Genomic DNA, 23,852 nt, shown 5'->3' on the forward strand with positions numbered 1-23,852 from the left:
TTGGGGGCTGCGGTGGGGATCTGTCGGGTGTGCGGGGGGATCAGTGTACCAGTGCAGCCTTGCGCACTGGTGTGGTGAGCGCGCGCTGGGCGGTGCCGGCAGAGGGCAACAGTCAGCAGCTGTCAGTTGCCATCCCTGCGCTGGAAGGCGGCGAAGATCAGGTTGCGCATGTCGTGGATATCGCGCTCGATCCGGGCAAGGCGGTCATGATCGACGCGCCGGTCCTCATCACGCCGCTTCTCGATGCGGGCGCGTTCCTCGGCCAGTTCCTGCTCCAGCTTGTGCAGCAGCGCCTCGTTGGTAAATGCTTTGCGCGTCACGGCAGTTGCCAGCCCCGCGATGAAGGTGAACCAGACGCCAATTGCGGCTGTGATGCCATGATCGCGAAACGCCTGCAGGATCTGATCGGTCAGTGAAGAGTGCTGGCTCATCCGATTTTTGCCCCCCAGAAGCTGGTCTGTTCGGTGGCAAAGAACCCGTCATGCGCGCGGAAGAAGCCCTGCAATTCGACTGTATCGCCTGCCTCCAGCACAGCCATGCTTTGGAGCCAGAGCGCTGTGGCCTCGGAGCGATGCGTCGAGGAGCTTTCGCCATAGCTGCCGCGCAGCACGTCGGTGCCATTGATCACCAGCCGCCCGCTCATGCGTGCCGATGTGCTGGCATTGACCTTGAACATCAGCGTGGCCCCAAAAAGATAGGTGCTGTCTACTGGGGCCACGAACTGGTTGGCACTGGCATCGAAAGCGCCCTGATCATTATACTCGGTGACATTGATGCCGATCTTCGTCCAGGCACCGACGCCGACATAATTGTCGTAATTGGTGTATCCCTTGAAGCGCGGCAGGTGGGGCTGATCGAGGATTCCTGTGGCGGGGTCAGCACGCAGAGCGTCATGGAAAGTGCTGCCATTGGGCGAGACTGCGAGGCGGAATGCCTCCGAGCCGAACAGCCCCAGCAGCGCGCGGGTCGAGAAGCCGGTCTGGAACAGGAATCCCAGATCATTCGCGCTGGCCTGCTTGTTCAGGCTCTGGATCAGGCTGCCAGTTCCGCCTGCGCCCGTGGCCAGCGCGGTCCAGAGGGCTGCATTGATCTGCGCAAGGAATGGGTTGTTGGCATCGGCCGTTGCGCCAAGCCCGATGCGCGTCAGATCCTGCAGCGCGCTGGGCGTGGTGCCGATCCAACCTGCACCGTCATAGATGAGCAGCACACCTTGATCTTCGACCCATGCGCGCCATCCCACACGTGGCGGCAGGCGTAGCCAGGCCCCGTCGGTCCAGAGCGCGACATTCAGATCCCAGCCAGACCAATCACCCGTTGCACCAGAGGCAATTATATAGCGGTCCCCCTCACTTGGGCTCGCCGGAGGCGCTGTCAGATCGCGGCCCAGAACGGAAAGCTGGACCAGCCCATCCAGCAGGCGCAGGGCCTCGTTATGGGTGACATGCTTCTGGGCCTGCGCGGCCAGAATATAGGGCAGCAGCAGGTTGCTGGTGGTGTCGGACATGGAAAATCCTGTGGTTTTGGTCAGAAGAAGAGCGTGACAGTCCGCGCGACCCCGCGCCCGAGCAGGGCAGAGAGTTGCGCGATGCGGATGCTCAGCGTGTCGCAGGGACCGAGCAGCGCGCCCCAGTCGGCAATTTGTTCAGTGCTGGTGTAGACCGCACTGGTGATGCTGGTGCTCAGCGTGCGTTTCACGGATGCGCCGTCGAGGATATCGACCTCGTATGCCTCAAGCTCCTCTGCCAAAGCCACATCACCCGCGCCCCAGTTGTCAGACGCCAGAGCCCGCGACCGTCGCACCCAGCGAATTGTCAGATCGCCGGGCGTGCGCGCTCTGCGCCAGGGCTGGTCGATATGCGCAACCGAGAAAGGCCGCAGCCCGGCACCTTCCGGCGTGAAGCTGGCCGCCACATAGCTGTCATCGCTGGGCGGGCGCGCGGCGGGTCCGATGCGCCAGTTCCATGGCAGGCCCAGATCGGCCTCCGCAATCTGCAGCGCGGTCAGGCTGTCGTCCAGCACCACGACGCGCGCACCTTCCGGCGTCGGATCGCCCATCGCATGTTCGGTCCCACGCTGACCGCGCAGCAGCCGCGTCAGGTGATAGCGCCCCGGCGCGATCAGCTCGGCCGCGCCTGCCTGCACGATCTCCCACTGCCCGGCACCCGTTTCGACCGCCAGTGCATTGGCCCCGCCAAAAATCGCGATGTCGGTGACGCTTTCCAGCGTGCCCGAGAAGAGATCCACGATTAGCTCATTGCCCAGATCGAAGCGGGAGGTCGGGCCAGCATGGAAATCTGCGACCAGCACGCCCATCCGTGCCCGCCTGCTGAATGTGCTCAGCAGCTCGAACCCGTCAGTTGCGGGGCTGCGATAGACGGCCATTTCGCCGGGCCATGGCCGCGAATGGGCAGCGATCAGTGGGCGATGGGGGACAATCTCCTCGCGCAACTGGGGCAGGTCGAGAAACAGCACATCCGGCGACCCAAACACCATCGGCGTGGCCAGCGATGCGGGCCGGGGGTTGCCCGGGGGCAGATCGTAGATCGCACGGTCCTGTCGCAGGGCCTCAACGCTGCGAAACGTCGAGTCTGCCACCGAGACAAACCGCAAATCGACCTGCCGTCCGTCATGCTCGAGCGCGATCACATCGCAGGGATCGAGGGCCAGCCTTGACGGTGGAAGCCGAAACACGGCGGTTTCGCGCCCCGACCAGGCTTCCATCAGCGCGCGGCGGCAGCGGCGCTCGGCCTCTTCGGGCGGCACGGCCATGGGAAAGCTCTCAAGCGCAATGCGCGTCGTGTCCACCGTGATGCGCTGCGCCTCGACTTGCGCGGCGTCATAATCCTCATCGGCCCGCGCGACCTGCCATTTGAGCGCCTGCGGCAGTTCGGTTTCCTGCGCGCGGGTGAGTTCCAGAACTTCGGCCCCGGCTGCGCCATCGCCGCCCCCGCCGGTTCCCGCAGCGACCATATCCTCAGCGCTGACCACGGTGACGGCTGCGCGGCCACGCATAACAAAGCGAATGACACCGCCGCTCTCCACCGCATCAAAGCTGAAATGCCGCGCAAGCGTGGCGACAGAGCTGCGCGGGGATTCGAGCACGCCGATCACAAAGCCCTCGACCGCGCCCCAGAGGCCAGAGACATCGATGCGCGCTTCAGGCAGCCCAGCGCGCAGGCAAAGGTGGCGGACGAGCGCTGCGAGCGACACAGCCCCCAGCCGCCCCGTCAGCCAGTGGCCGAGCCGCCAGTTGGGCCCATCGGTCCAGACGCCGGTCAGCGCCGGGAAAAACGGATAGGGCCGCGCATCCCAAGTCCAGGCGGCGCATTCGGGGACATGCACCATGCGGTCGCCATAGACCGACGACACCGGGTTGTTGTCCGGGTCACCCCACCAGAGATAGCTGGCCTCGAGATAGGCGCGCTGGATCGCATCATCGCGCCAGCCGCGCGAGAAGTAGGGCACAAAGCTTTCCGACGACTTGGGGTCAAAGAACACATTGGGCTGGTTGGTGCCTCGATCAACCGCCGGACAGCCGAGTTCAGTGAACCAGATGGGTTTTGACTCTGGCACCCATGCGGTGGGCGTGCCGCTTTCGACCCCGCCGGGGCGGTTATAGTGCGGCTCGGACCACCAGGCGCGCAGATCCTTGTAGCGATAGACCCATGGCTTGCCGTGAGCGCCGTCAGCAATGGCCGTGCGGATTTGCGCCGCGCGATCGGCCGCACTGGCATAGAACCAGTCGAACCCTTCGCCGCCTGCAATATTGGATTGCAGATAGGCGCGGTCATGGATGGCAGGCCAGCCAGAAAGCGCGTCAGCGTGATCAAACCCGTCGCGCCAGTCCGAGAGCGGCATATAGTTGTCGATGCCGATGAAATCGATATTCGGATCGGCCCAGAGCGGGTCGAGATGGAAATAGACATCACTGCTGCCATCGCTCGGCTGGTGGCCGAAATACTCCGACCAGTCGGCAGCATAGCTGATCTTTGTACCCGCCCCGAGAATGGCGCGCACATCGGCCGCCAGATCGCGAAACGCCTGCACCGCCGGATAGGCCGACGCGCCCGAGCGGATTTGCGTGAGCCCCCGCATTTCCGTGCCGATCAGGAAGGCATCGACGCCGCCCGCCACAGCACAGAGATGCGCATAATGCAGGATCATCCGCTGCAGGCCCCAGTCACCTGCGGGGCCGGTCCAGTGCACGCTCTCGCCCAGAATGGCGAAACTGGCCGGTGTCGCGCTGCCGAAGAAGCTCGCCACCTGCGCGGCTGCACTCGCGGTCTGGTTGGCGGTCCCTGCAAATCCCGCTGCTGGCGAACAGGTGACGCGCCCCCGCCATGGAAACTTGGGCTGGCCGATATCGCTCGCATTGTCACTATAGGGATCGGGCAGCGTGTTGCCTGGTGGCACATCCATCATCAGGAAGGGATAGAAGGTCACGCGCATCCCGCGCGCTTTCAGTTCCCGGATCGCCTGCACGACGGCGAAATCCGCAGGCGTGCCACCATAGACCGGACGATCTTCGGAATCACGGCTCACCAGCTGCGCCGTCAGCCGCGTGACCCCGTTCACGGTCCAGCTGGCATTTGGGGTAGATTTGTCGCTGAATTCCACCTTGGGCCGGATCGTGCATTGGCCTGCGCGCAGATCATCGCCGAACCACGACACCACGAGGCTGACGCTTTCGACGCTCGGCACCATCGCCTGCAAGCGGTCCAGCGCCACGACCATGTCGGCTGTGTTGGTCACCGCATTGGAATTCTCGGCGCTGCTGGTGCCGCCAAGTGTCGTGTTGAAAAGCGCATTGCTGACCAGACGACCGCCTTCAACCTTGCGCACGACCTCTGTCGCATAGGTGAACTCGCCCGCTGAAGGGATCAGCGTCACCGCGCGGGTCAGCCCTTCGGCCGTGTCGGGATCAGCGAGGGGGCGGAACACTTCAAAGGTCAGCTGTGGGATGCGATTGCCGTAATCGCCGAGCGGCAGGTCTTCGAACATGACATAAGCTGTGCCGCGATAGGCGGGGGTGTTGGCGGCCCCCATCCGGGCCACCATAAAGGGATCAGGCTGCTGCGCGTCATCGCCCGGATACCAGCGCCAGGTGATGCCGGAGAGATCGAGGGGTTTGCCATCGGCCCAGATGCGCCCGATGCCGGTGATCGCCCCTTCCGAAAGGGCCACAGCGAATGACGCATAATACAGGTACTCAGTCGTCCTGACCCTTGGCCCGCCGCCCTTGCCACCGCCGCGCTGAGTCGTGGTCTTCGTCTCCTCCCGAAAATCCGTGGCCCAGATGATATTGCCGCCAATCCGCATGCGCCCATAAACACGCGGGATGACCGCGCCTTCGGTCGAGGAGGTGATGCGCAAGCTGTCAAGCCGCGCGCCCTCGATGCGTTGCGCAGGTGCCAGCGAGGAAATCAGCCAGCTGTCGATGGCCGAGCCCACTGTCGCCCCGATCATCCCGCCAATGGCCGCGCCCGACAAACCAAGAACAGCCCCGCCAAAGCCCAGACCGATGCTGGAGCCGACAGCGCCGAGGACAAGGGTTGCCATTTGTGGAGCTCACTCAGGATTGGGGTGATCGGACGTGATAGCCGGAAACAGGAGGGCAAAAGCGATGCGCCGCTGCCACGTTGATGTGAGCGGCTGTTCGATCACACCCAGCCGCTCATAAGCATGGATGAATCTGTCAGGGCCGGTCAGGATCCCGACATGTTTGGCGATGGCACGCGGCATCATCCGGAACAGGAGCAACGCGCCGGGTGGCGCATCAATCACCGGCACCTCGATCATCATCCGCCGCGCGCCTTCTGCCAGTATTTCGCGCGACCCGGTTTCGCCCCAGTCCCGGCTATAAGGCAGAATCGGGAAGGCTTCGGGCCCCACAACCTCGCGCCAGACCCCACGCGCAAGGCCGAGGCAGTCACAGCCGACCCCGCGCAAGCTCGCCTGGTCGTGGTATGGTGTGCCGAGCCATCTGCGCGCAGCCGCAATGACGCGGTCCGGATCAGCCGGTGTCACAGCACACCACCTTCATGCCCGCCATCGCGCGAGGCGTAGCGCAGAATGGTGTCTTGTCCGGGGATATGCGGGAAGCCCCGGAAATTGACAGTGTTGGCGAACTTTGCGCTGCAAGTCTCGATCCGCTTGTCGCAGCCTGCACGGATCGAGAAACCGTCGCCCTCAGTGAAAGAGCGCACAGGTGCTTCCAGCAGGGTCAGGATAGCGATGCCATCGCTGAGGTCATGCGCCAGCACCTCCGCCCGCCGCCCGGCATTGGCACCGCTGGTCCAGTCAATCGTGCCGAAGGCAAACCAACCCGCGTTGAACCCCGCCAGCCCCGCCGCCGTGAAGGCCCGGTCACGCAGCAGGTCGATGACAGCGCCGCTGCCTTTGTAGGCCGGGTCCTCCAGATCGACGCCGCAGCGCGCATCGCCCAAGCCCGCATCGCAGCCTGCCTGAAACGTCCTCCCGACAGTCTGGCCCAGCACATGCGCGAGGCTGCGCACCTCGGCGACAAAGGCCATGCGTCCGCGCCGGATTTGCCCGACTGCGCCCCGGCGCATCAGCACCCGCTGGCTGGTGTCCGCCCAGTTCACGCGCCAGAGCTCGACTTCCGCATTGTCCCAGCGCCCGTCGAGAATATCCGTCTCGGTGATGCGGTCCGAGGACAGCACGCCCTCGGCATCCTGCGCATCGACCGACAGGTCCGACCCGGCGCGGATTTCTGAGGCCGCAAAGCCGCTCTCGGGCTCAAACTCCGTGCCCTCGAACATCAATGTGCAATCATGATCGGTAAAGCCAAAGCTGACCCCATCGGCGCGCGTGATGCGCCAGCACCAGGCCAGCGTTGTCGTGCCCTCATCGAGATGGGCTTGCAGTGCAGGGTCGATTTGTTTCATCGCCGGATCTCCAGCAGGGGAATGGAGGTGATCGAGCCAAGCCGCTCGATATCGAGGGTGACGTCCAGCGTGTCGCTGTCGAAGCGGACGGGGACCTCGAATTCGAAGCCTGCGGTGATGCTGACACCTGTGGCCGGGGCGGTCCCGAATGTCACCACGCCGGTCGTGGCATCAACCGTCCAGCCACTGGCTTGTTCAACCCCGCCCAGCGCGAGGCGGACGCTGCCTGCGACCGGCTTGGTGATGGCGCGGGTCCAGGTCTGATTGCCGGAGCTGTAGCGCTTCATCAGCGCGAAACTGGTCACACTGCCATTGCCTGTGCCGATAGGCTGGTCCAGCGGCCCGGGCATCTGTGACGGTGCGCAGGATTTGTAATCCGACCAGTCCTTGAAGCGAAACCCGTGCAGACGTCCATTCCGCGCCTCGAAGAAGGCGACGACAGCGGCAAGATCATCGGCGCGTCGAATGCCATAGGCGACATCATAACGGCGGCGCGAGTTCGCCCAGCTGGCATTTCGTTCCTCGTCGCCCGAGGCCAGTTCAACGATCTGCGTGCGCCGCTCCGGCCCGCCGCGCGCACCACGGCTGATCGCGTCCGGAAACCGGACCTCGTCAAAGGACATCTGATCCTCGTCTCAGGAAGTAGGGGTTTGCTCAGGAAGCGGGTCGACTTAGGGGCGGCTATGCGGGACCTTGCGGACGTTTGGGGTTCGCAGGCGCGTGATCATGTTGCATTTCAAGGCGACCCCGATATTGTCGCAGCATGACGCAAACCCTCGCGAAAACATGGGTCTGGCGATCCACCGAAGACAGTCGCGCGGCGGGGTTGGTTTCCGTTCTGGCGGTGGCAGAAACGCTGGCCTGTGTAGCGCTCTATTGGGTGCTTTTTCTATGGTTCGGCGTGACATGGCACCATTGGCTCATCTTGATCGCCACGCCACTGGTTCTGCTGCGCTCGGAACGATCCATCGCCAAGGGTGTCGAGTGGTTTAATGCCTACATCGACCAATCCGATGAAAAGAAACCAAGTCTTATCAAGACCGTTATGATCCTTGGCCTCGCCACTGGTATGGCTGGTGGAGTCGTGTGGGTGCTGGCGACAAACTGGGTTGGTGATGAAAGCAACTGGGCCTTTTTTTGGAAGGTTATGCTGATTGGCTGGCTATCCATCATGGGGGGGCTGGCGATAGCGGGCGCCCTAGCAGGAGCGGTAGCGTTGGTGGCAGCAATAGTTTTAGCGGGAATGGTAGCTGGACCGATTTTGGTGGTGGGAGCGGCAACGTCAGCGAAAGCCGGGGCGGTATTAGCGGCGGTCTTGCTAGCGGGAGTGCTAACGGCAATCAGCCCCAGCGTTATTGTTGGCGTGTGGCTAAGGGCGACAGCCACGCGTTTTGCGGCGACTGCATGCTATCTTTGGCCGGGACTGCGTAAACTGCCCACGAACTGGCGGTTTTCGATGCTGGTTTCGGATGTTTGGCACCCTCCGGAACTGATTCCCGGGGATCCTAGATTCACCTACGGTGGGTTATTTTCATTTTCTTTGAGTAAAGTCGGCCTCTCTCAAAAATACTTCGGTCATTTGGTCATCAATTTTATCGCCTCGCTCATCTTCTTCTTGCCCGCCATGCTCTGGCGTTGGGCGATCAAATCCACCGCATGGTTTTATATTCCCTTGCTCTGGGTCCGGCGCGGGTGGCTAAGCCATGAAGGCGAAGAGCTACGCATCTGGGCGGAATCTTACAGCAGCAAGGTGATCAACTGGCTGTGGCTAATCTTTGGCGGCTTTTCCTTTGCGGCTCTCGCCATTGGGCTGTTTAGCTTCGAGAAATGGCTGGCGCTGAAAAGCACAACCGCCGAGGCTGGCGCGCCAATGGGCGTGATAGGGTTTCTGGCATCATTGGATTGGGCCGAATTGCTGACCCAACCTTGGTTATGGGCCTATATCCCATCATATGCGCTGAGCGTCGTCATTTTCTTCGCGCTCGACAGCATCGCCGCCGAAATCCGTGCGGGGGCCACGCCCGAGTCGCGCGCGGCCAGCATCGCGCGTTGGAAATGGGCGGCCAATGCGCGGGCAGTGTTGACCAATATCGGGCTTTTGCTGGCACTGTGGTATTTCCTTGGCGCAGTGGATGCAGGGGCGCAGGTGCAGGATTTCCTCGCGCGTTGGTCCTGACGAATTGTTCTGAATTCGTGAGCTCGAAAAGGGCGGGGCGACCGTCCGCTGTAGGCTCCATGTGACCATACTGCGCCGCCTTCCACCGCATTCACATGCCCCGCCGCCCGAGATTGACCGCACGGGCAATGTCTGCTGCCACTTGCGTGCGGGACTGGCGGAAGCTTTCCGCATCGCGCGCCATGATCGTGACATTCACAGTCGTGCCGCCATCCCCACTGCGTCCTCCATAGCCAGCGGCCTCTCTCCGCGAGAGCACGCGCTCGCCGCGTTGCAGGATTGCGGGTACTTCGTCAGGCTTGAGGCCCGCCCAGCCGCCGGAATGCATCCGCGGCGCACCGGCAAAGGCCATGGCAGGCACCATGCGCGCCGGGGCGGGGCCGCCCACGACACCGCCCGCATGGAAGATATTGGCGAACAGCCCACCTGCGCCGCCCAGTACGCCGGAGAGCAGCCCCGCCAGTGGGCCCAAGATAAAGCGGCGCGCCGCCAGCCGTGCCAGATCGGCGATCATTGAGGTCACCAGATCGCGGAAGTCGAGCTTGCCCTTGCGCACGAAATCGGCGACGGCGTTCTCGGCCGCCCCGAACGCGCCCACCAGCGCCTGACCGATATCCGCACCGATATCGCGCGCCTTGTCGGCATACTCGGACAGCGCGGCCGTCACCGCTTGCCAGCCAGTCAGCGCAACAGTTGCGCCAGTGGCGGTGTCCGATCCGGCCTGTCGCCCAGAAGCACCCGCGCGTCCCGCTGCTGCTTCAGCCTGATCCAGCGCCTCGGACATACGCTGCGCACCAGCTGTTGCCGCGTCCAGCGCATCTGCGCTTTCCTCGCCAGACCCGCGCACTGCTGCGAGAAGCGCAGCCATGGCCTCGCGTGCGCCGTCAAAGGCGCTGGCGAGTGTTGCATCCGCCCGCGCGCGAAATCCCTCGGCCGAACGTTCGGCCCGCATTATCCCGGCATCGAAACTCGACACCCAGGCCTGCACGCCCAGCGCGTCGATCTGGAAGCCTGCGCCGATCACATCGGCGATCTGGTTGAACCCGGGCGCGATCCGGCTCAGGAAATCCGCCCATGTCTGGCCCAAAAACCGCATCAGCCGTAGCCAGAGGGCCTCGATATCCGCGCGCATGGCGCGAAACCGGTCGCCAAAGGTCGACATCGAGGCCGCCATGCCGTCCCAGACCGCGCGCGCGACATTGCCCATCAATTCCAGCGCGGCCCCGAAGCCACCGGCGCCGGAAACAAGTCGGCCAAACTGATAGACCAGCTCGCCCGCGCCGACGATCAGCGCGCCGATGCCGGTGCGGATCAGCGCCCCGCGCAGCAGCACCAGCGCAGTCGCCAACCCGCGTACCGAAAGCGCCGCAGCGGCCAGCCCGGCCACCCAGCGCCCGGCCATGAAGGCGGCGAAGGTACCCGCGATGCTGACAAGGCGTCCGAGATTGTCAAAGAGACCCCGGATTGCCATGCCCAGCGGGCCGGTGGTGCGCGCAACAGACGCCATGGCATCGGCGACAGCTTCGAGCGCCGGCGCTGCGGCCACCGCCAGCTGGTTCGACAAGCCCCGCCAGATCAGGCCAAGGCGTGAGATGGCATCATTGGTGCGCTCGATCTGCGCGGCGTCCTGATCAGACACCACCACACCGAAATCTCGCACGTCCTGTGTGGCTTGGCGCAAGGTGGCGCTGTCGATGCGGCCAAAGACCAGTGCAGCGCGATCCCCAAACAGCTGCGAGGCCACTGCCGCGCGCTCTGCCTCGGGCACGAACTGGCCCAGCGCCTCCTGAATCGTTGCAATGCGCGCATCGAGCGGCAGGCGTTGCAGGTCTTCCGCCGAGAGGCGCAACCGGCGCAGCGCCTCGACCGCAGGTCCAGTACCAGAGGCCGCCTGCGACAGGCGTCGTGTCAGTTGCATCGTGGCCTGTTCGACCTGACCCATGGACACGCCTGCCAGATCGCCTGCGCGTTCCAGCACCTGAATGCTGGCGACAGTGGTGTCGAGCGAGGCGGCAAGCTTGGCTTGTGCATCGACAGTTTGCAGGCCGGAGCGGATCATGGCCACACCTGCTGCAGTCGCCGCCGCAACTGCCGCAGCAGCCGCCAGTTTCACCCGTCGCGAGAACGCCGCCAGCCGCCGGTTCGCCGCCTCCATCTCCGCGCTCAGCCGTCCGAAACCGCGCTTGCCAGCCTCGCCCACGCCCTCCAGTTCCGAGCGCACCTGACGCCCGCCCACAGCCGCAAGGCGGACGCTAACCCGTTTCTCCGCCATGATGTGCTTCCATCTGTTCGTTGAGCTTGAGGACCATCACGGCCTCAATCCCTGGCAGCAGTTCCGCCAGGACCAGGGGCGGCACGCCCAGCGCCTGACCCAGCGCGAGTGCCGCGGTCATGTCCCAGCCGATCACCGCACCCGGCGTGATGCGCAGCTGGCCGCCCAGACGCCCGACCAGATCCCGGACCTGCCAACCTTCCTGCGTGAGCGGGCGGTTCAGCCGCGCGGGGCAGTCCGGGCACGACCTTTCGCGGCCCTCGAAGGGCTCACAGGCTTCGCAGTAGCGCGCGCCCCCGCCGAACTCCCACTCGGCAAGGGCGCAGAGGCGTTTTTTTCCTGTTCCAGCAGCAGGCCCTTCGAGACATAGGTCAGCTGGAACGCTTCGAAGATGGGCCAGATGTCCAGAAGCGCGTCGATGGCCTCGGGGCTGGGGTCGATGGGCACACCGCCTGTATCACCGATCCCCTCCCAATCGAGCACGGCCCGCCTTGCGAGGGCTTTGGCGAAGGCCATGGCGCGGGTCTCATCCGTGGCCTCATCGGGCACGGCCTCGACCTCCGGGTCGGCGCGGGTGGCGACCATCAGCGCGGTGGTCAAGGGGCGCAGCTGCACGCGCACGCCGGGGGCGAGGTCATGCCAGCGGGGCGCATTGGTCAGATCGAGGGTGAGCATTCAATAAGCCTCCATGGCGTTGATCAGGGTGGCGGTGCACATCCGCCCGACAGTCGCATCCCGCGCAGCCTGCCAGTCGAAAGTGGCCTGCACGCCCTGCGGTCCCGCGATCTCGATGCGCGGGCGGGGCAGGTAGACGGCGTGCACGGTGAAAGTGAAGCTCTCGCCAGAGGGCAGGACATAGGCGAATTCCATGGCACAGGGGTCGCCATTGATGGCCTGCGTGACCAGCGTCTGGTCGGCGAAACGCACCTCGATCCGGCCAGTCAGCGCAGCGATGGATGGGTCTGCGCCATCAATGCGCCCATCAGCGCGGATGGTCTCGATCCGGTCGAGGTTGTTGGCATAGGTGATCTCGGCCGAGACGACATTGCCCAGATCGACGCCATTGCGCTTGATCGCGCCGTTGAAATGGCCGAAGCGCTGCAGATCGAGGGTCGCAGGGGGTGAGGCACCTGTGCCGAACGCGCTGGTGGCGGCCCCCACTGTTTCGCCCTGTGCCACCAGTCGTGCCGTTGCGGTCAGCAGGCCCGAGCGCTGCATCTGCCATGACAACTGATCCAGCACGCAACCCGAATACATCGCATAGCGCGGTACTTCCGGCATCCCGGTCTCGATCGACATGCTGGGCAGCGCCCATGCACCAGACTGGAATTGATGGGTGTAGGGCGCTGATGCCCCCGTCGTGGTCGGGTTGCCAAACGCGGCCTTCAGCCAGAAGCCGAAGGCCTGCGCGTCGATGGGGACGACGACATCGCCATCCGAGGTCACCGCATCCTTGATCGGCGGCAGCGGATCACGGCCATAGCCCAGAAGCTCGCTGTTCAGAAGCGGCTGCTCCGCCCCCAGCGTCGCGCTGGCAAAGGGCATCCGCGTGTAGCCGCTCGCGGGCGGCGTGCCATATGTCGTCTCGAACGCCAGCGCCATCTGCGCCCGCGCCCCCTGGGCTCGTGCCATGGTGTGTCCTTTCTTTACGGTGATGGCGTCAGTGCCTTGTCTGCGCCGTGATGTTTTGAAACACAGGGGACGGGCGCCCGCCCCAAGAGCAGAACACACAGGATAACCCGCATGTTCCGATTTCTCCGGCGACGATCTCGCCGCCCTTCGCCACTACGCCGCTTCAGATCCTTTGGCTCGGTCGCCATTCTGGCCTTTGCCGGGACCATGGCGCTGAACAGTTGCGATGTCCCAACATCTGTCACGACGGCGCCCGGCGCTTCAGCCTTGCCAGCGGATATCGACTTTTCAGGGCGCGTGACGCGCATTGTCGACGGCGATACCTTCTGGATCAGCGGTCAGGATGTGCGCATCCGTGTCTGGGGTCTTGATGCGCCGGAGACCAATCGCCCCGGCGGCGCTGCAGCAACCGCTGCGATGACGCGGCTGGTCTCTGGTCAGGTTCTGCACTGCCGAACGCGCGATATCGACCGTTTCGGGCGCATCGTCGGTCAGTGTTTCCTGCCTGATGGCCGCGATATCACGCGCGAAATGATCAGAAGTGGTACCGCGACCGAGTTCTGTCGGTTCTCGCTCAATTATTATGGCACCTGCTGATCTGGCCATTCACCCGAGCGGATCGGCCGTGGAATAGTGCAGCACCACCGTAATCACCGCTGCTTTCAGACTGGCCGCGCCCTCGATCGGCAGATCGACCGGGCGCGGCGCTTCCGCCTCGACCCAGTCACAAAGGCCACCCAGCGTGCGTTCGGCGGAGATTGCCGCGCCGATGCTGGCGCAAAGCGTGGCAAAGGCAGTGTCGCGATCGGCCCCTTGCACAACCGTTTCGATCTCGGCCCGGTGCTGGAAGTGGTAGCGCAGCGGTGAGAGCGTGACGCCGGGCTCGCCCGGTTCGCCATCGCGCAGGATCATGAGCCCGGCGGCAGGAACGCGCTCGGGCAGCACCTCACCGCGCAGCACCGGCACATGCGGCACCGTGCGCATCAGGTCCGCCAGGGCGGTGAGGATGGTTTCGCGAGGGGACATTAGTTTTCCTGTTTCAGGTAATGTCACACGATTGCAACCGAGGAATCGGCCGCACGTGCTCATTTCACAAGCGGCGCGTAATTCCGCCGCTTCTCCTTCAGCCTTGGAATGCTCTCAGGTCATCGCATCTAGATACTGACACCCTGCGCCGGGTCGGATTTTTGAGAGCGTTTTTGCGTCCTCAGTGACACTTCTTCCGCGCAGATCGTGTTCGAGATCATGCCTTCGATGTCCGCTGAATCGCGACCTGCCGTGGGCACGCTTCTTTTCGCTTTTGATGCGCAGGAACTCTGTCGTGTTGTCGCTGCGTTTAGAGGTTTCGAAAATAGAGACAATCAATCCATTTTTGACCCCGATGATGCAGTCGACTCGGGCCGAACGCTCCGCCGAAAGGTTCCAGTCCCCAAGGGTCGCTCGAGCAAGACGCTCCGGATCCTCGGAACCCAGCAGAGAGCCGGTATCCTGCCGGTTCAAGCTCACAAACAAGATATTCCCGCGGAACAGCGGCACGTCGGCGCGCGTCACTGGACGGTCATAGGCCTCGCTGATCTGATTTCGCGTGAGCCACAGTTTCCTATCGCCATGGCCTGATACCTTGTTGGTATCGCCAAGCAGGGGAATAAGGACGGCCTCGAGATCAAGAGCTACCTTGTCATCGAGTTCGTGTGCAACGATCAAGATCTCGACATCATTTCCAGAGTGGCGAATTTCGCGGATGCGCCCGAGCTTGTGTTCCGCCTCGTTGAGCGGTTCCTCGCCTTGGCTGCGCTCAATATGCGCATGATTGAAGCAACGGTTTCCGTTCCCCTTTCCAATGTAAAACACCCTGTCGCGCAATGACCCGCTGACGCGCGGGTCAGCCAAGGCATAGACGTATGCCTTCAACTTGGATGTCACCATTGCATTGAAATGCATGAACCCCTCCGGCTTGCGGGCACTTCTGGAAAAGGAGTTCAGATTATCTCACGTGTCAAGGCAGTTGACCCGCGAGCAAATGGATGTTGGGTGCGATCAGCAGGTTTGGTTCGCATGCACTTGGCGACAACCCTATCCCGTTCACGCGGCAACGTAGGTAACAGGTCCACCATGGCCGCCGTGCGCGTCTCGCGGGGTGTCATCCGATCTTTCCCTCCACCCATTTCGCGACAATCGCTCCCGGCAGTGCGTCCTGCGTGGCCCTTGCGTCCCGCGCCAAATCCAGCCGCTTCGGCAGTTTGACCTGTGGCACCAGCAGAAAAATCGGCACTGTGGTCACACCGCGCCCGGTTTTCGCGCGCGATGCCACAGCCCGCCCGCGCGCGTTCAGCCGGCCCTCGGCCACCAGCAGGCTCGGACCAGTGCGCCTGTAGATGAAACGCAACTGCAGGCCCGAGCGGCGTTCCCATTCGCCGGGGGTGATACGGCCACCACGCGCGGATTTCCCGGCAGCGGGTGTGGGGATCGCCAGCCAGAACCCGTTTCGCGACCGGATCAGTGGGCCGGTATCGTGGGCACCGATGATCACCGGCGCTTTCGACCAGACCACCGCCGCAGCGCTCAGGCTGGTTTTGCCCTTGGGGAACTGCTCCGACCTGATAGTGCGCGCCAACCGCTGACCCAGCCCCGCGCCAGTGATCTGCGCGCGCCAAGCGGACTTCAGGCTGTTGCCAGCCTCGCGCGTGGCAGTGGTGACGGCGCGTTCGCCAGCCTTGATTTCAGCGGCCATCATGGCGACGAGGTCAGGGGTGATATCCAGCTTCAGTTTCATGCAGGCCTCAGATTAACGGTCCAGATGAGCCGCTCGCGGTCACGGACTGGTTCGCCCTGAATGAGGAAGGCTTCGCCACTGATCTCCACGCGGTCGCCCGGACGCGGGTTCGTGACCTCGGCCACGCGCAGGTCGATGCGGGTGGTCTCGGACCAGATCCGGGTGTCACCGAAACCGGTGACCTCATCCGCGCGGCGGGTGACCACGCGGACGAGTTTCGGTGCGCCACCGTCCGCGATCCATGTGGCATCGCGGGCTATGTTCGGGTCGGCGAAGAGATTGTCGATGGCGGCGGCAAAGACCGACATGAACGCGCCCGTCAGTTCGAGCTGTGCAGGCGGATCGCGAGGCGCGGACGCTTGTTGACCGGCAGGATTGACGCCTCGGTCATGAGATCAATCCAGCGGCCCTTGGCATCCATCATCTGGCGCGCATAAAGCGGCAGACCGACCGTATTGGCTGTCTCCAGCAGGTTCGCGGGGCCGCCATAGGTGGTGAAGGTATCAAACGTGCCCAGCGGGAAGGCGATGCCCTCGCCGGTGGGGATCAGCCGCTCCGAGGTGCCGTTCGAGAGGGTGACCGAGCCGTTGTATTCCTCGAACAGGATCCCCGCGAAGGGGAAGGCGCGGCGCATGTCCTCGCGCAGCGGCTGGCCGCCGGTCGCCGAGAAGAACTTGTAGGCGTCCTCGGTCTTCGGGTGGCTTATCAGCTTGTCGAAGAACTCCGAGCTCACCAGCGCATGGGCGGTGGTCATGGTCTCGCCCTTGAGGTTGTCCTCGATCGCACGCAGCGTGGTGCGGACCTTGCCCTGGATGTTGGTGCCGGCGGTGCCGAAGACGAAATCGACCGAAATCTGATCGAGGCCGAACTCGGTGAAGTAGTTGTAGAGCGTGGTGCCCGCGCCATCCTTCACGATGCCGCGCAGCGCGTTCATCTCCATGTATTCGCGGGTCTGGGCATGCTTGCGGCGCATGAGCGTGAGCTTGCGGTTCATCACCTCGACCAGCGGATCGGCCGCGTCCGAGACGCCCAGCGCGGGCATGCCCTGGATATCGGCGGGCAGGATCACGTCGTCATGCGGGATCCACGGTAGCGCGAAGCTGCGCATGGAGCGGGCCTCGCGATTGCCGACCGTGGCCGGTGCGCCGAGCGGGACCGAGGGCAGGAGGCTCAGGACGCCTTCGCGTTGCTCGATGACGATGGAGCGCTGGGTCACGCCCTCGAAGCGGAAGAGGCCGATCTGGCCGAGGCGGGTATAGAGGTTGGGCAGGATGTTGATGGCCTGCGTCATCTCGGCGAGCGAATAGCCGCCCGCGTCAAACGGGTTGCGGGTGATGGTCATGGGGAACTCCGGGGGAAAGAGGGGCAGGGAAGAGGTGCGAGATCTCGGATCAGGCGGTGTCGCGCGGGATGATGCCCTGCGCAGCCAGCTGGCCATGTTTGGTGGCGATCTTGGCCCCGTCATCGACAGTGGCGTCAAAGACGAGGGCGGCGCGCGAGACGATTGCTGGCCCGCGCGCGACCACCACGCCGATGCCATCTGCGCCAGTGGCATCGACGGCGTAGAGCAGAACGGCGCTTGCAGTCTGGGCACCGTCCGAGCCGCCCGAGGTGGCGAGCTTGTATTTGCCGCTGGCGGTGATGCGGCCCAGCACAGCGCCGACCGGATAGGCTGTGCCCTCCAGCAGGGTGACGGTTTCGCGGGTGTAGTTGGGATTGACCTCGTATTTGAGGACATCGCCCATCGTGGCGGGCTGGTGAAGGACGGTCATGGCGGGGATCCTATGTCAGGGGTCAAAAGAAATCCCCAGCCGATGCGGCAGGGGACGACAGCCAGGCGAGTCATCTGGTCGGTGATGATCAGCCGCGCGGGTTGGCAGCAGCGCGCTTTGCAGCGGTCACAATCGGGCTTTCGGAAGATTTCGGCAGGATGGGCGAGGGCGCTGCCGCAATCACGTCCCGCGCATCAGATGCATCGGCCGCGCGTTGCAGTACCAGTTTGCGCAGGGCTTCGGGGGTGGTGCCCTCGCGGAGCGCTTTCGCGGCATCGATCGCGATGCCGAGGCGGCCTGCCTGCGCCGCGATCTCGGCGATTTCCGCCGCCGCCTCGCGCAGCTGCGCCGATAGCTCGGCCAGATTGCTCGGCTGTGGCGAGGCTGCCCGCTGCGAAGATGCTGGTGCCGGTGCTGGTTCAGAGGGTGATTCCGGCGCGGCAGCAGTTTCCGGGGCATCGCATGCGGGGGTTTCGACCACGGCGTCGGCAGCATCATCCGGCTGCGCATCGCTGACATCCTCTTGCAAAGTCTCGTCCTGGTCGGGTGCGTTGGACATGGTTGTCTCCTTTCGGGTTCGGGGGGTGATGGCATCGTTTCGTGTCGAGGGGGCCATGCGTGCGATGGCTGCAGGCGGTCTTTGCGCCAGCATCTGCCGGAAAGCGGCAAAGCCCCGCGCCAGATCGGTGACCTCGTCGGCGAGGCCAGCGGCGACAGCATCCGCTCCGCGGAAGGTCGCGGCTTCGGTCGCCAGCGCAGCCTCCTGGCTCAGGCGACCAGAGCGCCCGGCCGCGACGGTCTCCGCGAACAGGAACCGCAGCAGGTCGATCTCGCGCTGGATGTCGTCGCGCACGGCCTCGGGCAGCGGTTGATAGGGATTGCCCTCGACCTTGTGGCTGCCGGAATGGATCAGCGTGACGCGCACCCCGTCCTGATCGAGCTGCCCGCTGAGGTCGGCATGGAGCACCACGACGCCGATGCTGCCCAGCGCGCCGGTGCGCGGCAACAGGATACGATCCGCCTGGCTCGCCAGCGCATAACCCGCCGAGAAGGCATGTTCGGCAACGAAGGCCCAGACTGGCTTGGCTCCCCGGATGGCACGAATACGATCTGCGAGGTCAAAAACTCCCGCAACTTCACCGCCAAAACTGTCGATTTCCAACGCGAGGCCGCGCACCGCAGGATCGCTCGCCGCCGCCTCGATCTGGGCTGCGATCCCCTCATAGCTGGTCTGGCCCGAAGACTGGCCGATCCAGCCTCCGCGATGGATGAGCACGCCCGCGATCTCGATCACGGCAATGCCGTCGACGACCGGATAGGGCGCATCGCCGTGCAGGTGAAAGCTCTCGGCAAGGCCACCAGCCAGAATGCTGGCGCGGGCGGGCAGGGCGGCGGTGCCATCCGGCGTGGCGTCCCCATCGACCAACTCCACCCGCCGCCCGAGAATGCTGGGCCCGAGGCCCGACAGGAACGCCATGGCCTTGGAGGGTTCCACCAGCAGCGGCGTGTTGAAGGCGCGCGCGGCAATGCGGGCATGGAGCATCAGGGCTGGTCCTCGTCTGGGCGCGGGCGGTCCTCCGCGTCATCGGTTGTGTCGGTGTCGTCATGCCCCTCGGCTGGCACCGCCTGCACGCCCTGCGCGGGCGAGCCGGGGCGGCGGAAGTCGAGGCCCAGCGCCCGTTCGCGGGCACGTTCGGCGGCGATCTCCCGGTCGACCTGTTCTGCGTCATAGCCCCGCTCGGCAATGGCCTGCGTGCGCGATTTCAGCCCGGCTTCGATCTGGGCGATCTCTGCATTGGCGTCCTTGAGCGGATCGACCCAGTCCCATTTCGTGGGCAGCCAGTCGGCGGTCAGGAGCTGCGCGCGGTTGGCTTCATAGCCGGGCAGGGTGAGCGCGCCCGACAGCACGGCCGCATCCATCCATCGGGCATAGACGGGTCGGCAGAGCTGCCAGACCATCACCGAATGCTGCCAGGCCGAGACGCGGCGGCGGAATTCGATCAGCGCGAGGCGCGAGTTCGAGAAGTTGCCCTTCACCATGTCGTTGGCGATGTATGGATAGGGGATACCCAGCGCAGCCGAGATCTGCAGCAGCGTCCGGTACTGGAACGGCTCATAAGTGCCCCCGCTGTCGGCGGGCTGGCCCACAGTCACATCCTCGCCGGGATCCAGCCGCACGATCTGGCCCGGGCTGATTTCCACTCCGGCTGGTCCGTCCTCGTCCTCGGGCGGGGCAAGGGGGTTCTCCAGCGCAGGCGAGGTCACAAACATCGCATACATAGCTGCGACCTTCTTCCGGTCGAGCTCGGCATCGTCATACTGATCGAGCAGGAACAGCTTCACGATGGCCGGGGCCAGTTTGGAGACCCCGCGCAACTGGCCACCCTCGACCGGGTCGATGACATGGATGACCTCCGATGCCGGGACGCGGACGACCTCACCTGCCAGCCCCGGATCGGTGCTGTCGCCCGGATGGCGGCGCAGGAAGTGATAGGCCACGCGCCGCCCGATCCGGTCGAATTCGATGCCTTGACGAATGGCATTGCCGTTCGCTGCTGTCCCGGTCTGTTCCAGCGGCAGCATCTCAGCGGGCAACATCTGCAATTGCAGCGGCACTGTCAGCCCGTCACCCGCTCGGCGCATCCGGATCCTGAAGAACACCTCGCCCGCGATGAACACCTCACGCGCGGCGCGGCGCTGCAGCCCATAGAAATCCGTCAGCCCTTCGGCATCAGCCTCGTCGGTCCAGGCGAGCCAGAGGCGCTGCAGTTCCTCCTTGCGCGCGGCGTCCCCGATTTTCGAGATCGGCTTGATCCCGTCGCCCACCGTGTTGGCGGCCCAGCTTTCCACCGCATTCACGGCATAGCCGTTGTTGCGCACCAGCCAGCGGGCGCGGGCGGTGATGTCCGGCCCGGCAGCGGCGATCAGCGCGTTGACATGCGCCCGCGTCGCGCGGAACCCGCGTAGGCGCCGATGATGCTGGCCGGCATCGAACCCGCCGATGAAGGCCCCGAGGCGCTGACGCCAGTTCATCGCGCTGGCCATCACAGGTCCTTCACGGCGAAGGGGCGCAACACGCGCCGGCTGGTCCGTTCCAGCGCCGCGATCCGGCGCTCGATATCGGCGATGGCGGCGGCCAGCTCGGCATCCGAGCCATAGGTGATGTTCTTGCCGTCATAGCTGACCGAGCGCGTGCCGCTGTAGCGCGCGGCCAGCAGGGCGCTGTGGCGGGATTTCAGCTCGTCGAGGGTCATCAATCATTCCATGTATCGGGGCGTGCTGATCTTCCAGCCGCGCCGCCTTGGCGTCGTCATTTTCCCGGCTTGCGGGGCTGTCGGTTTCTCTGGCGCGGCATCCATTGGCACAGAGGCAGTTTCCACCCCCGCCTGCTTCTCCAGCTGCCGCCACATGCGTTCATCAAAGCGGTCCGCGCCGAGAATCCACGCTGCAGCCCGCGCATAGACGCGGGTGTCCAGCGCCTCGTTGCGCTCGCGCAGTTTCTGCCATTCCTGGCGGGCATAGCCGCGTCGGTCGCGGATCGTGACCAGCTGCTCGGCGACCAGCTGCTTGAGCCATTCGCTGTCCACCCAGTCGGGCAGGTGGATCGTGCCCGCCGATGCGGGGGCGTCTGGCTCGGAGGGCCGCTCGATCCGCAGATAGCGATAGGTCTCCGCCTTGAACGTGGCCGTGGCCACTGTCCAGAGCCGCGCCCCGCGCTTCAGCTTCCGCCCGTTCACGGTCGCATCGACATAGGTCGGCCCAGACACGGGCGTGGCCCGGTTGAAGCCTTCCAAGCCCTTCACCGGTGCCACCTGCGCAATGCCCTGCTTGCGGGACCACGCATAGACGGCGGCGGACTCATAGCCGGTGTCGATGGCGAGCTTGGCCAGCGTCATGAACGCGCCATTCTCGTGCACCCATGTCTGGCTGAGCAGCGCAGTCAGCTTCTCCCAGCAGGCCGGATCATCCGGCCCGCCCGGAATGACGATGTGATCCACCAGCCAGCTTTCCAGCCCACGGCCCCATGCCCATACATCGACCTCGATCCGGTCCTTCTGCACATCCGCCCCCGCGGTCAGGAACAGCCCGCCTGCGGGGATCTGCGCGGGGAAGGCAATGCGCCGGTCGGCCAGCCGCTGCCATTCCGGGGCCTCGCCGCTTTCGATCCAGGTCTCGCCCAGCAGCGTGTTGCGCGCCGCGCGCAGCATCTCGTCCGAGCCTTGCGCCGCCAGCCAGTCCCGCGCGATCTGCTCCCAGCTCTTCCAGCCGATCGGCGAATAGAGCGCCGAGAGGTGGAACCCGATGGCGGTCGGGTCGGCGGATACGGCGGTCGCGCGCCATTCGCCGCGCGCCAGCATCTCGGTCTTGTGGTGCTCGGCGATGGGGCGCTCGCAGCCCTCACAATGATAGGTTGCCGTTTCCGGACGTCCCTTCGCCCAGCGCAGCCGTTCGAACTGCAGCCACTGGCGATGACCACAGTGCGGGCAGGGCACGAAGAAGCGCCGCTGGTCGCTGGCCTCGAACTCCCGCTCGATCCGGCTCAGGCCCCGGATGGTCGGGGTCGAGACCATGAACACTTTGCGCCGATGCGCGAAGGTGGTGGTCCGCGCTTCGGCCAGCGTGACCGGATCGCCTTCCTCGTCGGCCGAGGCCGGGTAGGCATCGACCTCGTCGAGAAACACATAGCGCGCGGGCATCGACCGCAGGCCAGTGGCCGAGTTCGCGCCGGTCAGCACCAGGATGCCGCCCGGAAATTCCTTGGACAGCATCGAATTGCCAGCGTCGCGGGAGCGGGCAGGACTGACCCGCTCCTTCAGCGCCGGGCTGTCCTCGATCAGGGGATCGATCCGGCCGCGCGAGGTCCGCTTGGCCATCTCGACGGTCGGCAGCACGGCAAGCATGGGCCCCGGCGCGTGGTGGATCACGAAGCCGATCCAGTTGTTTCCCGCCTCGGTCGCGCCGACCTGCGCGGCCTTCATGAAGCTGATGCGCTGTGCCGGGTGGCTCGGGGACAGCGCATCCATGATGCCGCGCAGATAGGGCGTGCGCGCAGTCCGGTACCGCCCGGGTTCGGCCGAGGCGCGCGAGCTGAGCCAGCGATGCGCATCGGCCCATTCCGACACGGTGAGATCGGCGTCCGGCCGCATCCCCCGCCGCCAGGCGCGCAGGATGTCTTCCGCGCCGTCGAAGCCGAGGTCGAGGTCTTCTGTCAGGTCGCTGTCGGTCAGGCTGTGATCATTGTCTCCTTCATGCAAGCGAGACCCGGAGGTCTGCGAGGGCGTCGAGCTGCTCTCGGACATGGGTTTCCAGCACCCTCTGCAGGATCGCAGTCTCGATCGTCACGGGCACCCCCGAGGCCTTCTCCATCTCTGCGGATAATTGCGCGGCCATCAGCGCGGCGACGCGGGTGGGCCAGGTGACCCATGTATCGCGCTCCTGGCGCGCAAGGCGAAACACCAGCGTCTCGGCGCGTGCGCGGTCCACCAGCACGCCCTTCTTCTTCTGGATGGCGATCTGCTTGTCCTGCGCCATGTAAACGGTCAGCGCAGTGCGGGCCTTGATGTAGGACGATGTCTCTCCCGGCCCGCTGATCATCCCGTCGCCACCGCCGCGCGAGCGCATCTGCTGGTCCGGATCGGTCATCGCGCCGCGTCGTGCATCGGACGCTGCCGCATTGATCGAGCCATCGGCAAAGAGCACCAGCCGCCCGTTCTTCCGCGCCTTCTGCACCGCGCCGCGCGAGAGCCCGGAATGGGCGGCGTAGGCACGCTCGGACATACCTTCCATGGCTCTGCGGCGATCCTCAAGATATTGGAATTAAACGGAAATGCGCTGCTTATTCAGTTGATTACACTCCCGTATAGAGCGATTCTGTTATCAAGGAAACGGTGCATCGCGCACAACGCAAGGAGCCAAAACCATGACCATCGCCATCCCCTCCGACACGACCCGCATCTTTATTGACCGCGCCCGCTTCGTGCAGGCCATGACCACTGCCGCGCTACAGCGCCACCTCAACGACCAGAGCCTCAACGCCGAGGTCTTCGAGATGGCAGGCCGGGTTGGGATCGACTGCCTGACCATCGAGCTGGCCGATGTGGTGCCGGTCCTGAAGCAGCACGGGCTGATCTGAGCTCGCGCGCCCCTGAATCACCCGGAGCAAAGCCATGCCATCCCGCACCGAACCCACCCCGAACGCCCAGCGCGATGCCGTCATCTTTGACATCGCCCAGCGCCAGTTCCGCCTCGAGACGCTGGAAACCCGCAACCGGGATCGTCTCGATTTCCATGATGTGGCGGTCTGGGCCCTGCGCGCCGC

25 protein-coding genes are annotated in these 23,852 nt (G+C 64.8%); 4 read left to right on the plus strand and 21 right to left on the minus strand.

The annotated features are described in order from the left end of the window. Positions 1-122 precede the first annotated feature (122 nt). From EV660_RS17680 to EV660_RS17705, 6 genes are read right to left on the minus strand one after another with little or no spacing between them, the layout of a single operon-like run. Positions 123-431 carry a hypothetical protein gene (locus tag EV660_RS17680; protein ID WP_071480042.1) on the minus strand — a complete coding sequence of 103 codons (309 nt, stop codon included), beginning with the start codon at positions 429-431 and terminating at the stop codon, positions 123-125. Continuing rightward, positions 428-1,504, minus strand: a complete 1,077-nt coding sequence (locus EV660_RS17685; protein ID WP_071480043.1) for a DUF2793 domain-containing protein — start codon at positions 1,502-1,504, stop codon at positions 428-430. The genes EV660_RS17680 and EV660_RS17685 overlap by 4 nt, the downstream gene beginning before the upstream one ends. A gap of 20 nt (positions 1,505-1,524) precedes the next feature. Then, on the minus strand, positions 1,525-5,559 hold the full coding sequence (locus tag EV660_RS17690; protein WP_071480044.1) for a baseplate multidomain protein megatron: 4,035 nt from the start codon (positions 5,557-5,559) through the stop codon (positions 1,525-1,527). A gap of 9 nt (positions 5,560-5,568) precedes the next feature. Further along, entirely contained in the window at positions 5,569-6,027 is a 459-nt protein-coding gene (locus EV660_RS17695) for an NlpC/P60 family protein (protein ID WP_071480045.1), read from the minus strand. Continuing rightward, entirely contained in the window at positions 6,024-6,908 is an 885-nt protein-coding gene (locus EV660_RS17700) for a DUF2163 domain-containing protein (protein ID WP_071480046.1), read from the minus strand. The genes EV660_RS17695 and EV660_RS17700 overlap by 4 nt, the downstream gene beginning before the upstream one ends. After that, the gene (locus EV660_RS17705; protein WP_071480047.1) at positions 6,905-7,531 is read right to left on the minus strand and encodes a DUF2460 domain-containing protein; all 627 of its coding nucleotides are present in this window, start codon (positions 7,529-7,531) and stop codon (positions 6,905-6,907) included. The genes EV660_RS17700 and EV660_RS17705 overlap by 4 nt, the downstream gene beginning before the upstream one ends. A gap of 140 nt (positions 7,532-7,671) precedes the next feature. Here EV660_RS17705 and EV660_RS17710 point away from each other — a divergent pair, with 140 nt between their 5' ends. Then, on the plus strand, positions 7,672-9,084 hold the full coding sequence (locus EV660_RS17710; protein ID WP_071480048.1) for a hypothetical protein: 1,413 nt from the start codon (positions 7,672-7,674) through the stop codon (positions 9,082-9,084). 91 nt (positions 9,085-9,175) lie between these two features. On the opposite strand, the gene EV660_RS17715 is transcribed toward EV660_RS17710, so the two are convergent. From EV660_RS17715 to EV660_RS17730, 4 genes are all read right to left on the minus strand, one after another. Next, positions 9,176-11,356 carry a phage tail tape measure C-terminal domain-containing protein gene (locus tag EV660_RS17715; protein ID WP_071480049.1) on the minus strand — a complete coding sequence of 727 codons (2,181 nt, stop codon included), beginning with the start codon at positions 11,354-11,356 and terminating at the stop codon, positions 9,176-9,178. After that, complete coding sequence (locus EV660_RS18975) at positions 11,337-11,477, minus strand: DUF7697 family protein (RefSeq protein ID WP_232727342.1); 141 nt, start codon at positions 11,475-11,477, stop codon at positions 11,337-11,339. The genes EV660_RS17715 and EV660_RS18975 overlap by 20 nt, the downstream gene beginning before the upstream one ends. A 98-nt stretch (positions 11,478-11,575) precedes the next feature. Further along, entirely contained in the window at positions 11,576-12,031 is a 456-nt protein-coding gene (locus tag EV660_RS17725) for a hypothetical protein (protein ID WP_071480050.1), read from the minus strand. Then, a complete protein-coding gene (locus tag EV660_RS17730; protein ID WP_071480051.1) occupies positions 12,032-12,988 on the minus strand; it encodes a phage tail tube protein in 957 nt (318 codons plus the stop codon). It abuts the gene before it with no gap. 111 nt (positions 12,989-13,099) lie between these two features. On the opposite strand from EV660_RS17730, the gene EV660_RS17735 reads away from it, so the two are divergent. Further along, a complete protein-coding gene (locus EV660_RS17735) occupies positions 13,100-13,585 on the plus strand; it encodes a thermonuclease family protein (protein WP_084634743.1) in 486 nt (161 codons plus the stop codon). Positions 13,586-13,594: 9 nt separating this feature from the next. Here the strand turns inward: EV660_RS17735 and EV660_RS17740 are convergent, their stop codons facing one another. From EV660_RS17740 to EV660_RS17790, 11 genes are all read right to left on the minus strand, one after another. Beyond that, on the minus strand, positions 13,595-14,014 hold the full coding sequence (locus EV660_RS17740; RefSeq protein ID WP_071480053.1) for an acyl-CoA transferase: 420 nt from the start codon (positions 14,012-14,014) through the stop codon (positions 13,595-13,597). A gap of 114 nt (positions 14,015-14,128) precedes the next feature. After that, positions 14,129-14,929, minus strand: coding sequence for an LEM-3-like GIY-YIG domain-containing protein (locus EV660_RS17745; RefSeq protein WP_071480054.1), 801 nt, complete (start codon positions 14,927-14,929; stop codon positions 14,129-14,131). A gap of 199 nt (positions 14,930-15,128) precedes the next feature. Beyond that, on the minus strand, positions 15,129-15,761 hold the full coding sequence (locus EV660_RS17750) for a DUF6441 family protein (RefSeq protein ID WP_071480055.1): 633 nt from the start codon (positions 15,759-15,761) through the stop codon (positions 15,129-15,131). Then, complete coding sequence (locus EV660_RS17755; protein ID WP_071480056.1) at positions 15,758-16,069, minus strand: head-tail joining protein; 312 nt, start codon at positions 16,067-16,069, stop codon at positions 15,758-15,760. Before EV660_RS17755 ends, EV660_RS17750 begins: the two co-directional genes overlap by 4 nt. Positions 16,070-16,080: 11 nt before the next feature. Continuing rightward, complete coding sequence (locus EV660_RS17760; RefSeq protein ID WP_071480057.1) at positions 16,081-17,103, minus strand: major capsid protein; 1,023 nt, start codon at positions 17,101-17,103, stop codon at positions 16,081-16,083. A gap of 49 nt (positions 17,104-17,152) precedes the next feature. Next, a complete protein-coding gene (locus tag EV660_RS17765; RefSeq protein ID WP_071480058.1) occupies positions 17,153-17,533 on the minus strand; it encodes a head decoration protein in 381 nt (126 codons plus the stop codon). A gap of 88 nt (positions 17,534-17,621) precedes the next feature. Continuing rightward, the gene (locus EV660_RS17770; RefSeq protein WP_071480059.1) at positions 17,622-19,076 is read right to left on the minus strand and encodes a S49 family peptidase; all 1,455 of its coding nucleotides are present in this window, start codon (positions 19,074-19,076) and stop codon (positions 17,622-17,624) included. Beyond that, on the minus strand, positions 19,076-20,566 hold the full coding sequence (locus EV660_RS17775) for a phage portal protein (protein WP_071481954.1): 1,491 nt from the start codon (positions 20,564-20,566) through the stop codon (positions 19,076-19,078). Before EV660_RS17775 ends, EV660_RS17770 begins: the two co-directional genes overlap by 1 nt. An 11-nt stretch (positions 20,567-20,577) precedes the next feature. After that, on the minus strand, positions 20,578-20,787 hold the full coding sequence (locus EV660_RS17780) for a phage head-tail joining protein (RefSeq protein WP_071480060.1): 210 nt from the start codon (positions 20,785-20,787) through the stop codon (positions 20,578-20,580). Positions 20,788-20,790: 3 nt separating this feature from the next. Beyond that, positions 20,791-22,833 (minus strand): phage terminase large subunit family protein, encoded by a 2,043-nt coding sequence (locus EV660_RS17785; RefSeq protein WP_071480061.1) that lies wholly within the window; start codon positions 22,831-22,833, stop codon positions 20,791-20,793. Beyond that, positions 22,781-23,320: a hypothetical protein gene (locus EV660_RS17790; protein ID WP_071480062.1), complete on the minus strand. Its 540-nt coding sequence runs from the start codon at positions 23,318-23,320 to the stop codon at positions 22,781-22,783. Before EV660_RS17790 ends, EV660_RS17785 begins: the two co-directional genes overlap by 53 nt. A gap of 133 nt (positions 23,321-23,453) precedes the next feature. Here EV660_RS17790 and EV660_RS17795 point away from each other — a divergent pair, with 133 nt between their 5' ends. Both EV660_RS17795 and EV660_RS19145 read left to right on the plus strand, forming a co-directional pair. Next, positions 23,454-23,666 carry a hypothetical protein gene (locus EV660_RS17795; protein ID WP_071480063.1) on the plus strand — a complete coding sequence of 71 codons (213 nt, stop codon included), beginning with the start codon at positions 23,454-23,456 and terminating at the stop codon, positions 23,664-23,666. A gap of 34 nt (positions 23,667-23,700) precedes the next feature. After that, positions 23,701-23,852 (plus strand): DUF6900 domain-containing protein (locus EV660_RS19145; RefSeq protein ID WP_168800680.1); only part of this gene is annotated, 152 nt, incomplete at its 3' end.

It is taken from the genome of Roseinatronobacter bogoriensis DSM 18756 (assembly GCF_004366635.1).
GTDB classification, from domain to species: domain Bacteria; phylum Pseudomonadota; class Alphaproteobacteria; order Rhodobacterales; family Rhodobacteraceae; genus Roseinatronobacter; species Roseinatronobacter bogoriensis.

Bases quoted from the DNA above. Each gene is read 5' to 3' on its own strand.
- EV660_RS17680 (WP_071480042.1), bottom strand. From the start codon at position 431: ATGAGCCAGCACTCTTCACTGACCGATCAGATCCTGCAGGCGTTTCGC.
- EV660_RS17685 (WP_071480043.1), bottom strand. From the start codon at position 1,504: ATGTCCGACACCACCAGCAACCTGCTGCTGCCCTATATTCTGGCCGCG.
- EV660_RS17690 (WP_071480044.1), bottom strand. From the start codon at position 5,559: ATGGCAACCCTTGTCCTCGGCGCTGTCGGCTCCAGCATCGGTCTGGGC.
- EV660_RS17700 (WP_071480046.1), bottom strand. From the start codon at position 6,908: ATGAAACAAATCGACCCTGCACTGCAAGCCCATCTCGATGAGGGCACG.
- EV660_RS17705 (WP_071480047.1), bottom strand. From the start codon at position 7,531: ATGTCCTTTGACGAGGTCCGGTTTCCGGACGCGATCAGCCGTGGTGCG.
- EV660_RS17710 (WP_071480048.1), top strand. From the start codon at position 7,672: ATGACGCAAACCCTCGCGAAAACATGGGTCTGGCGATCCACCGAAGAC.
- EV660_RS17715 (WP_071480049.1), bottom strand. From the start codon at position 11,356: ATGGCGGAGAAACGGGTTAGCGTCCGCCTTGCGGCTGTGGGCGGGCGT.
- EV660_RS18975 (WP_232727342.1), bottom strand. From the start codon at position 11,477: ATGACCGCGGCACTCGCGCTGGGTCAGGCGCTGGGCGTGCCGCCCCTG.
- EV660_RS17725 (WP_071480050.1), bottom strand. From the start codon at position 12,031: ATGCTCACCCTCGATCTGACCAATGCGCCCCGCTGGCATGACCTCGCC.
- EV660_RS17730 (WP_071480051.1), bottom strand. From the start codon at position 12,988: ATGGCACGAGCCCAGGGGGCGCGGGCGCAGATGGCGCTGGCGTTCGAG.
- EV660_RS17735 (WP_084634743.1), top strand. From the start codon at position 13,100: ATGTTCCGATTTCTCCGGCGACGATCTCGCCGCCCTTCGCCACTACGC.
- EV660_RS17740 (WP_071480053.1), bottom strand. From the start codon at position 14,014: ATGTCCCCTCGCGAAACCATCCTCACCGCCCTGGCGGACCTGATGCGC.
- EV660_RS17745 (WP_071480054.1), bottom strand. From the start codon at position 14,929: ATGCATTTCAATGCAATGGTGACATCCAAGTTGAAGGCATACGTCTAT.
- EV660_RS17750 (WP_071480055.1), bottom strand. From the start codon at position 15,761: ATGAAACTGAAGCTGGATATCACCCCTGACCTCGTCGCCATGATGGCC.
- EV660_RS17755 (WP_071480056.1), bottom strand. From the start codon at position 16,069: ATGTCGGTCTTTGCCGCCGCCATCGACAATCTCTTCGCCGACCCGAAC.
- EV660_RS17760 (WP_071480057.1), bottom strand. From the start codon at position 17,103: ATGACCATCACCCGCAACCCGTTTGACGCGGGCGGCTATTCGCTCGCC.
- EV660_RS17765 (WP_071480058.1), bottom strand. From the start codon at position 17,533: ATGACCGTCCTTCACCAGCCCGCCACGATGGGCGATGTCCTCAAATAC.
- EV660_RS17770 (WP_071480059.1), bottom strand. From the start codon at position 19,076: ATGCTCCATGCCCGCATTGCCGCGCGCGCCTTCAACACGCCGCTGCTG.
- EV660_RS17775 (WP_071481954.1), bottom strand. From the start codon at position 20,566: ATGAACTGGCGTCAGCGCCTCGGGGCCTTCATCGGCGGGTTCGATGCC.
- EV660_RS17780 (WP_071480060.1), bottom strand. From the start codon at position 20,787: ATGACCCTCGACGAGCTGAAATCCCGCCACAGCGCCCTGCTGGCCGCG.
- EV660_RS17785 (WP_071480061.1), bottom strand. From the start codon at position 22,833: ATGTCCGAGAGCAGCTCGACGCCCTCGCAGACCTCCGGGTCTCGCTTG.
- EV660_RS17790 (WP_071480062.1), bottom strand. From the start codon at position 23,320: ATGGAAGGTATGTCCGAGCGTGCCTACGCCGCCCATTCCGGGCTCTCG.
- EV660_RS17795 (WP_071480063.1), top strand. From the start codon at position 23,454: ATGACCATCGCCATCCCCTCCGACACGACCCGCATCTTTATTGACCGC.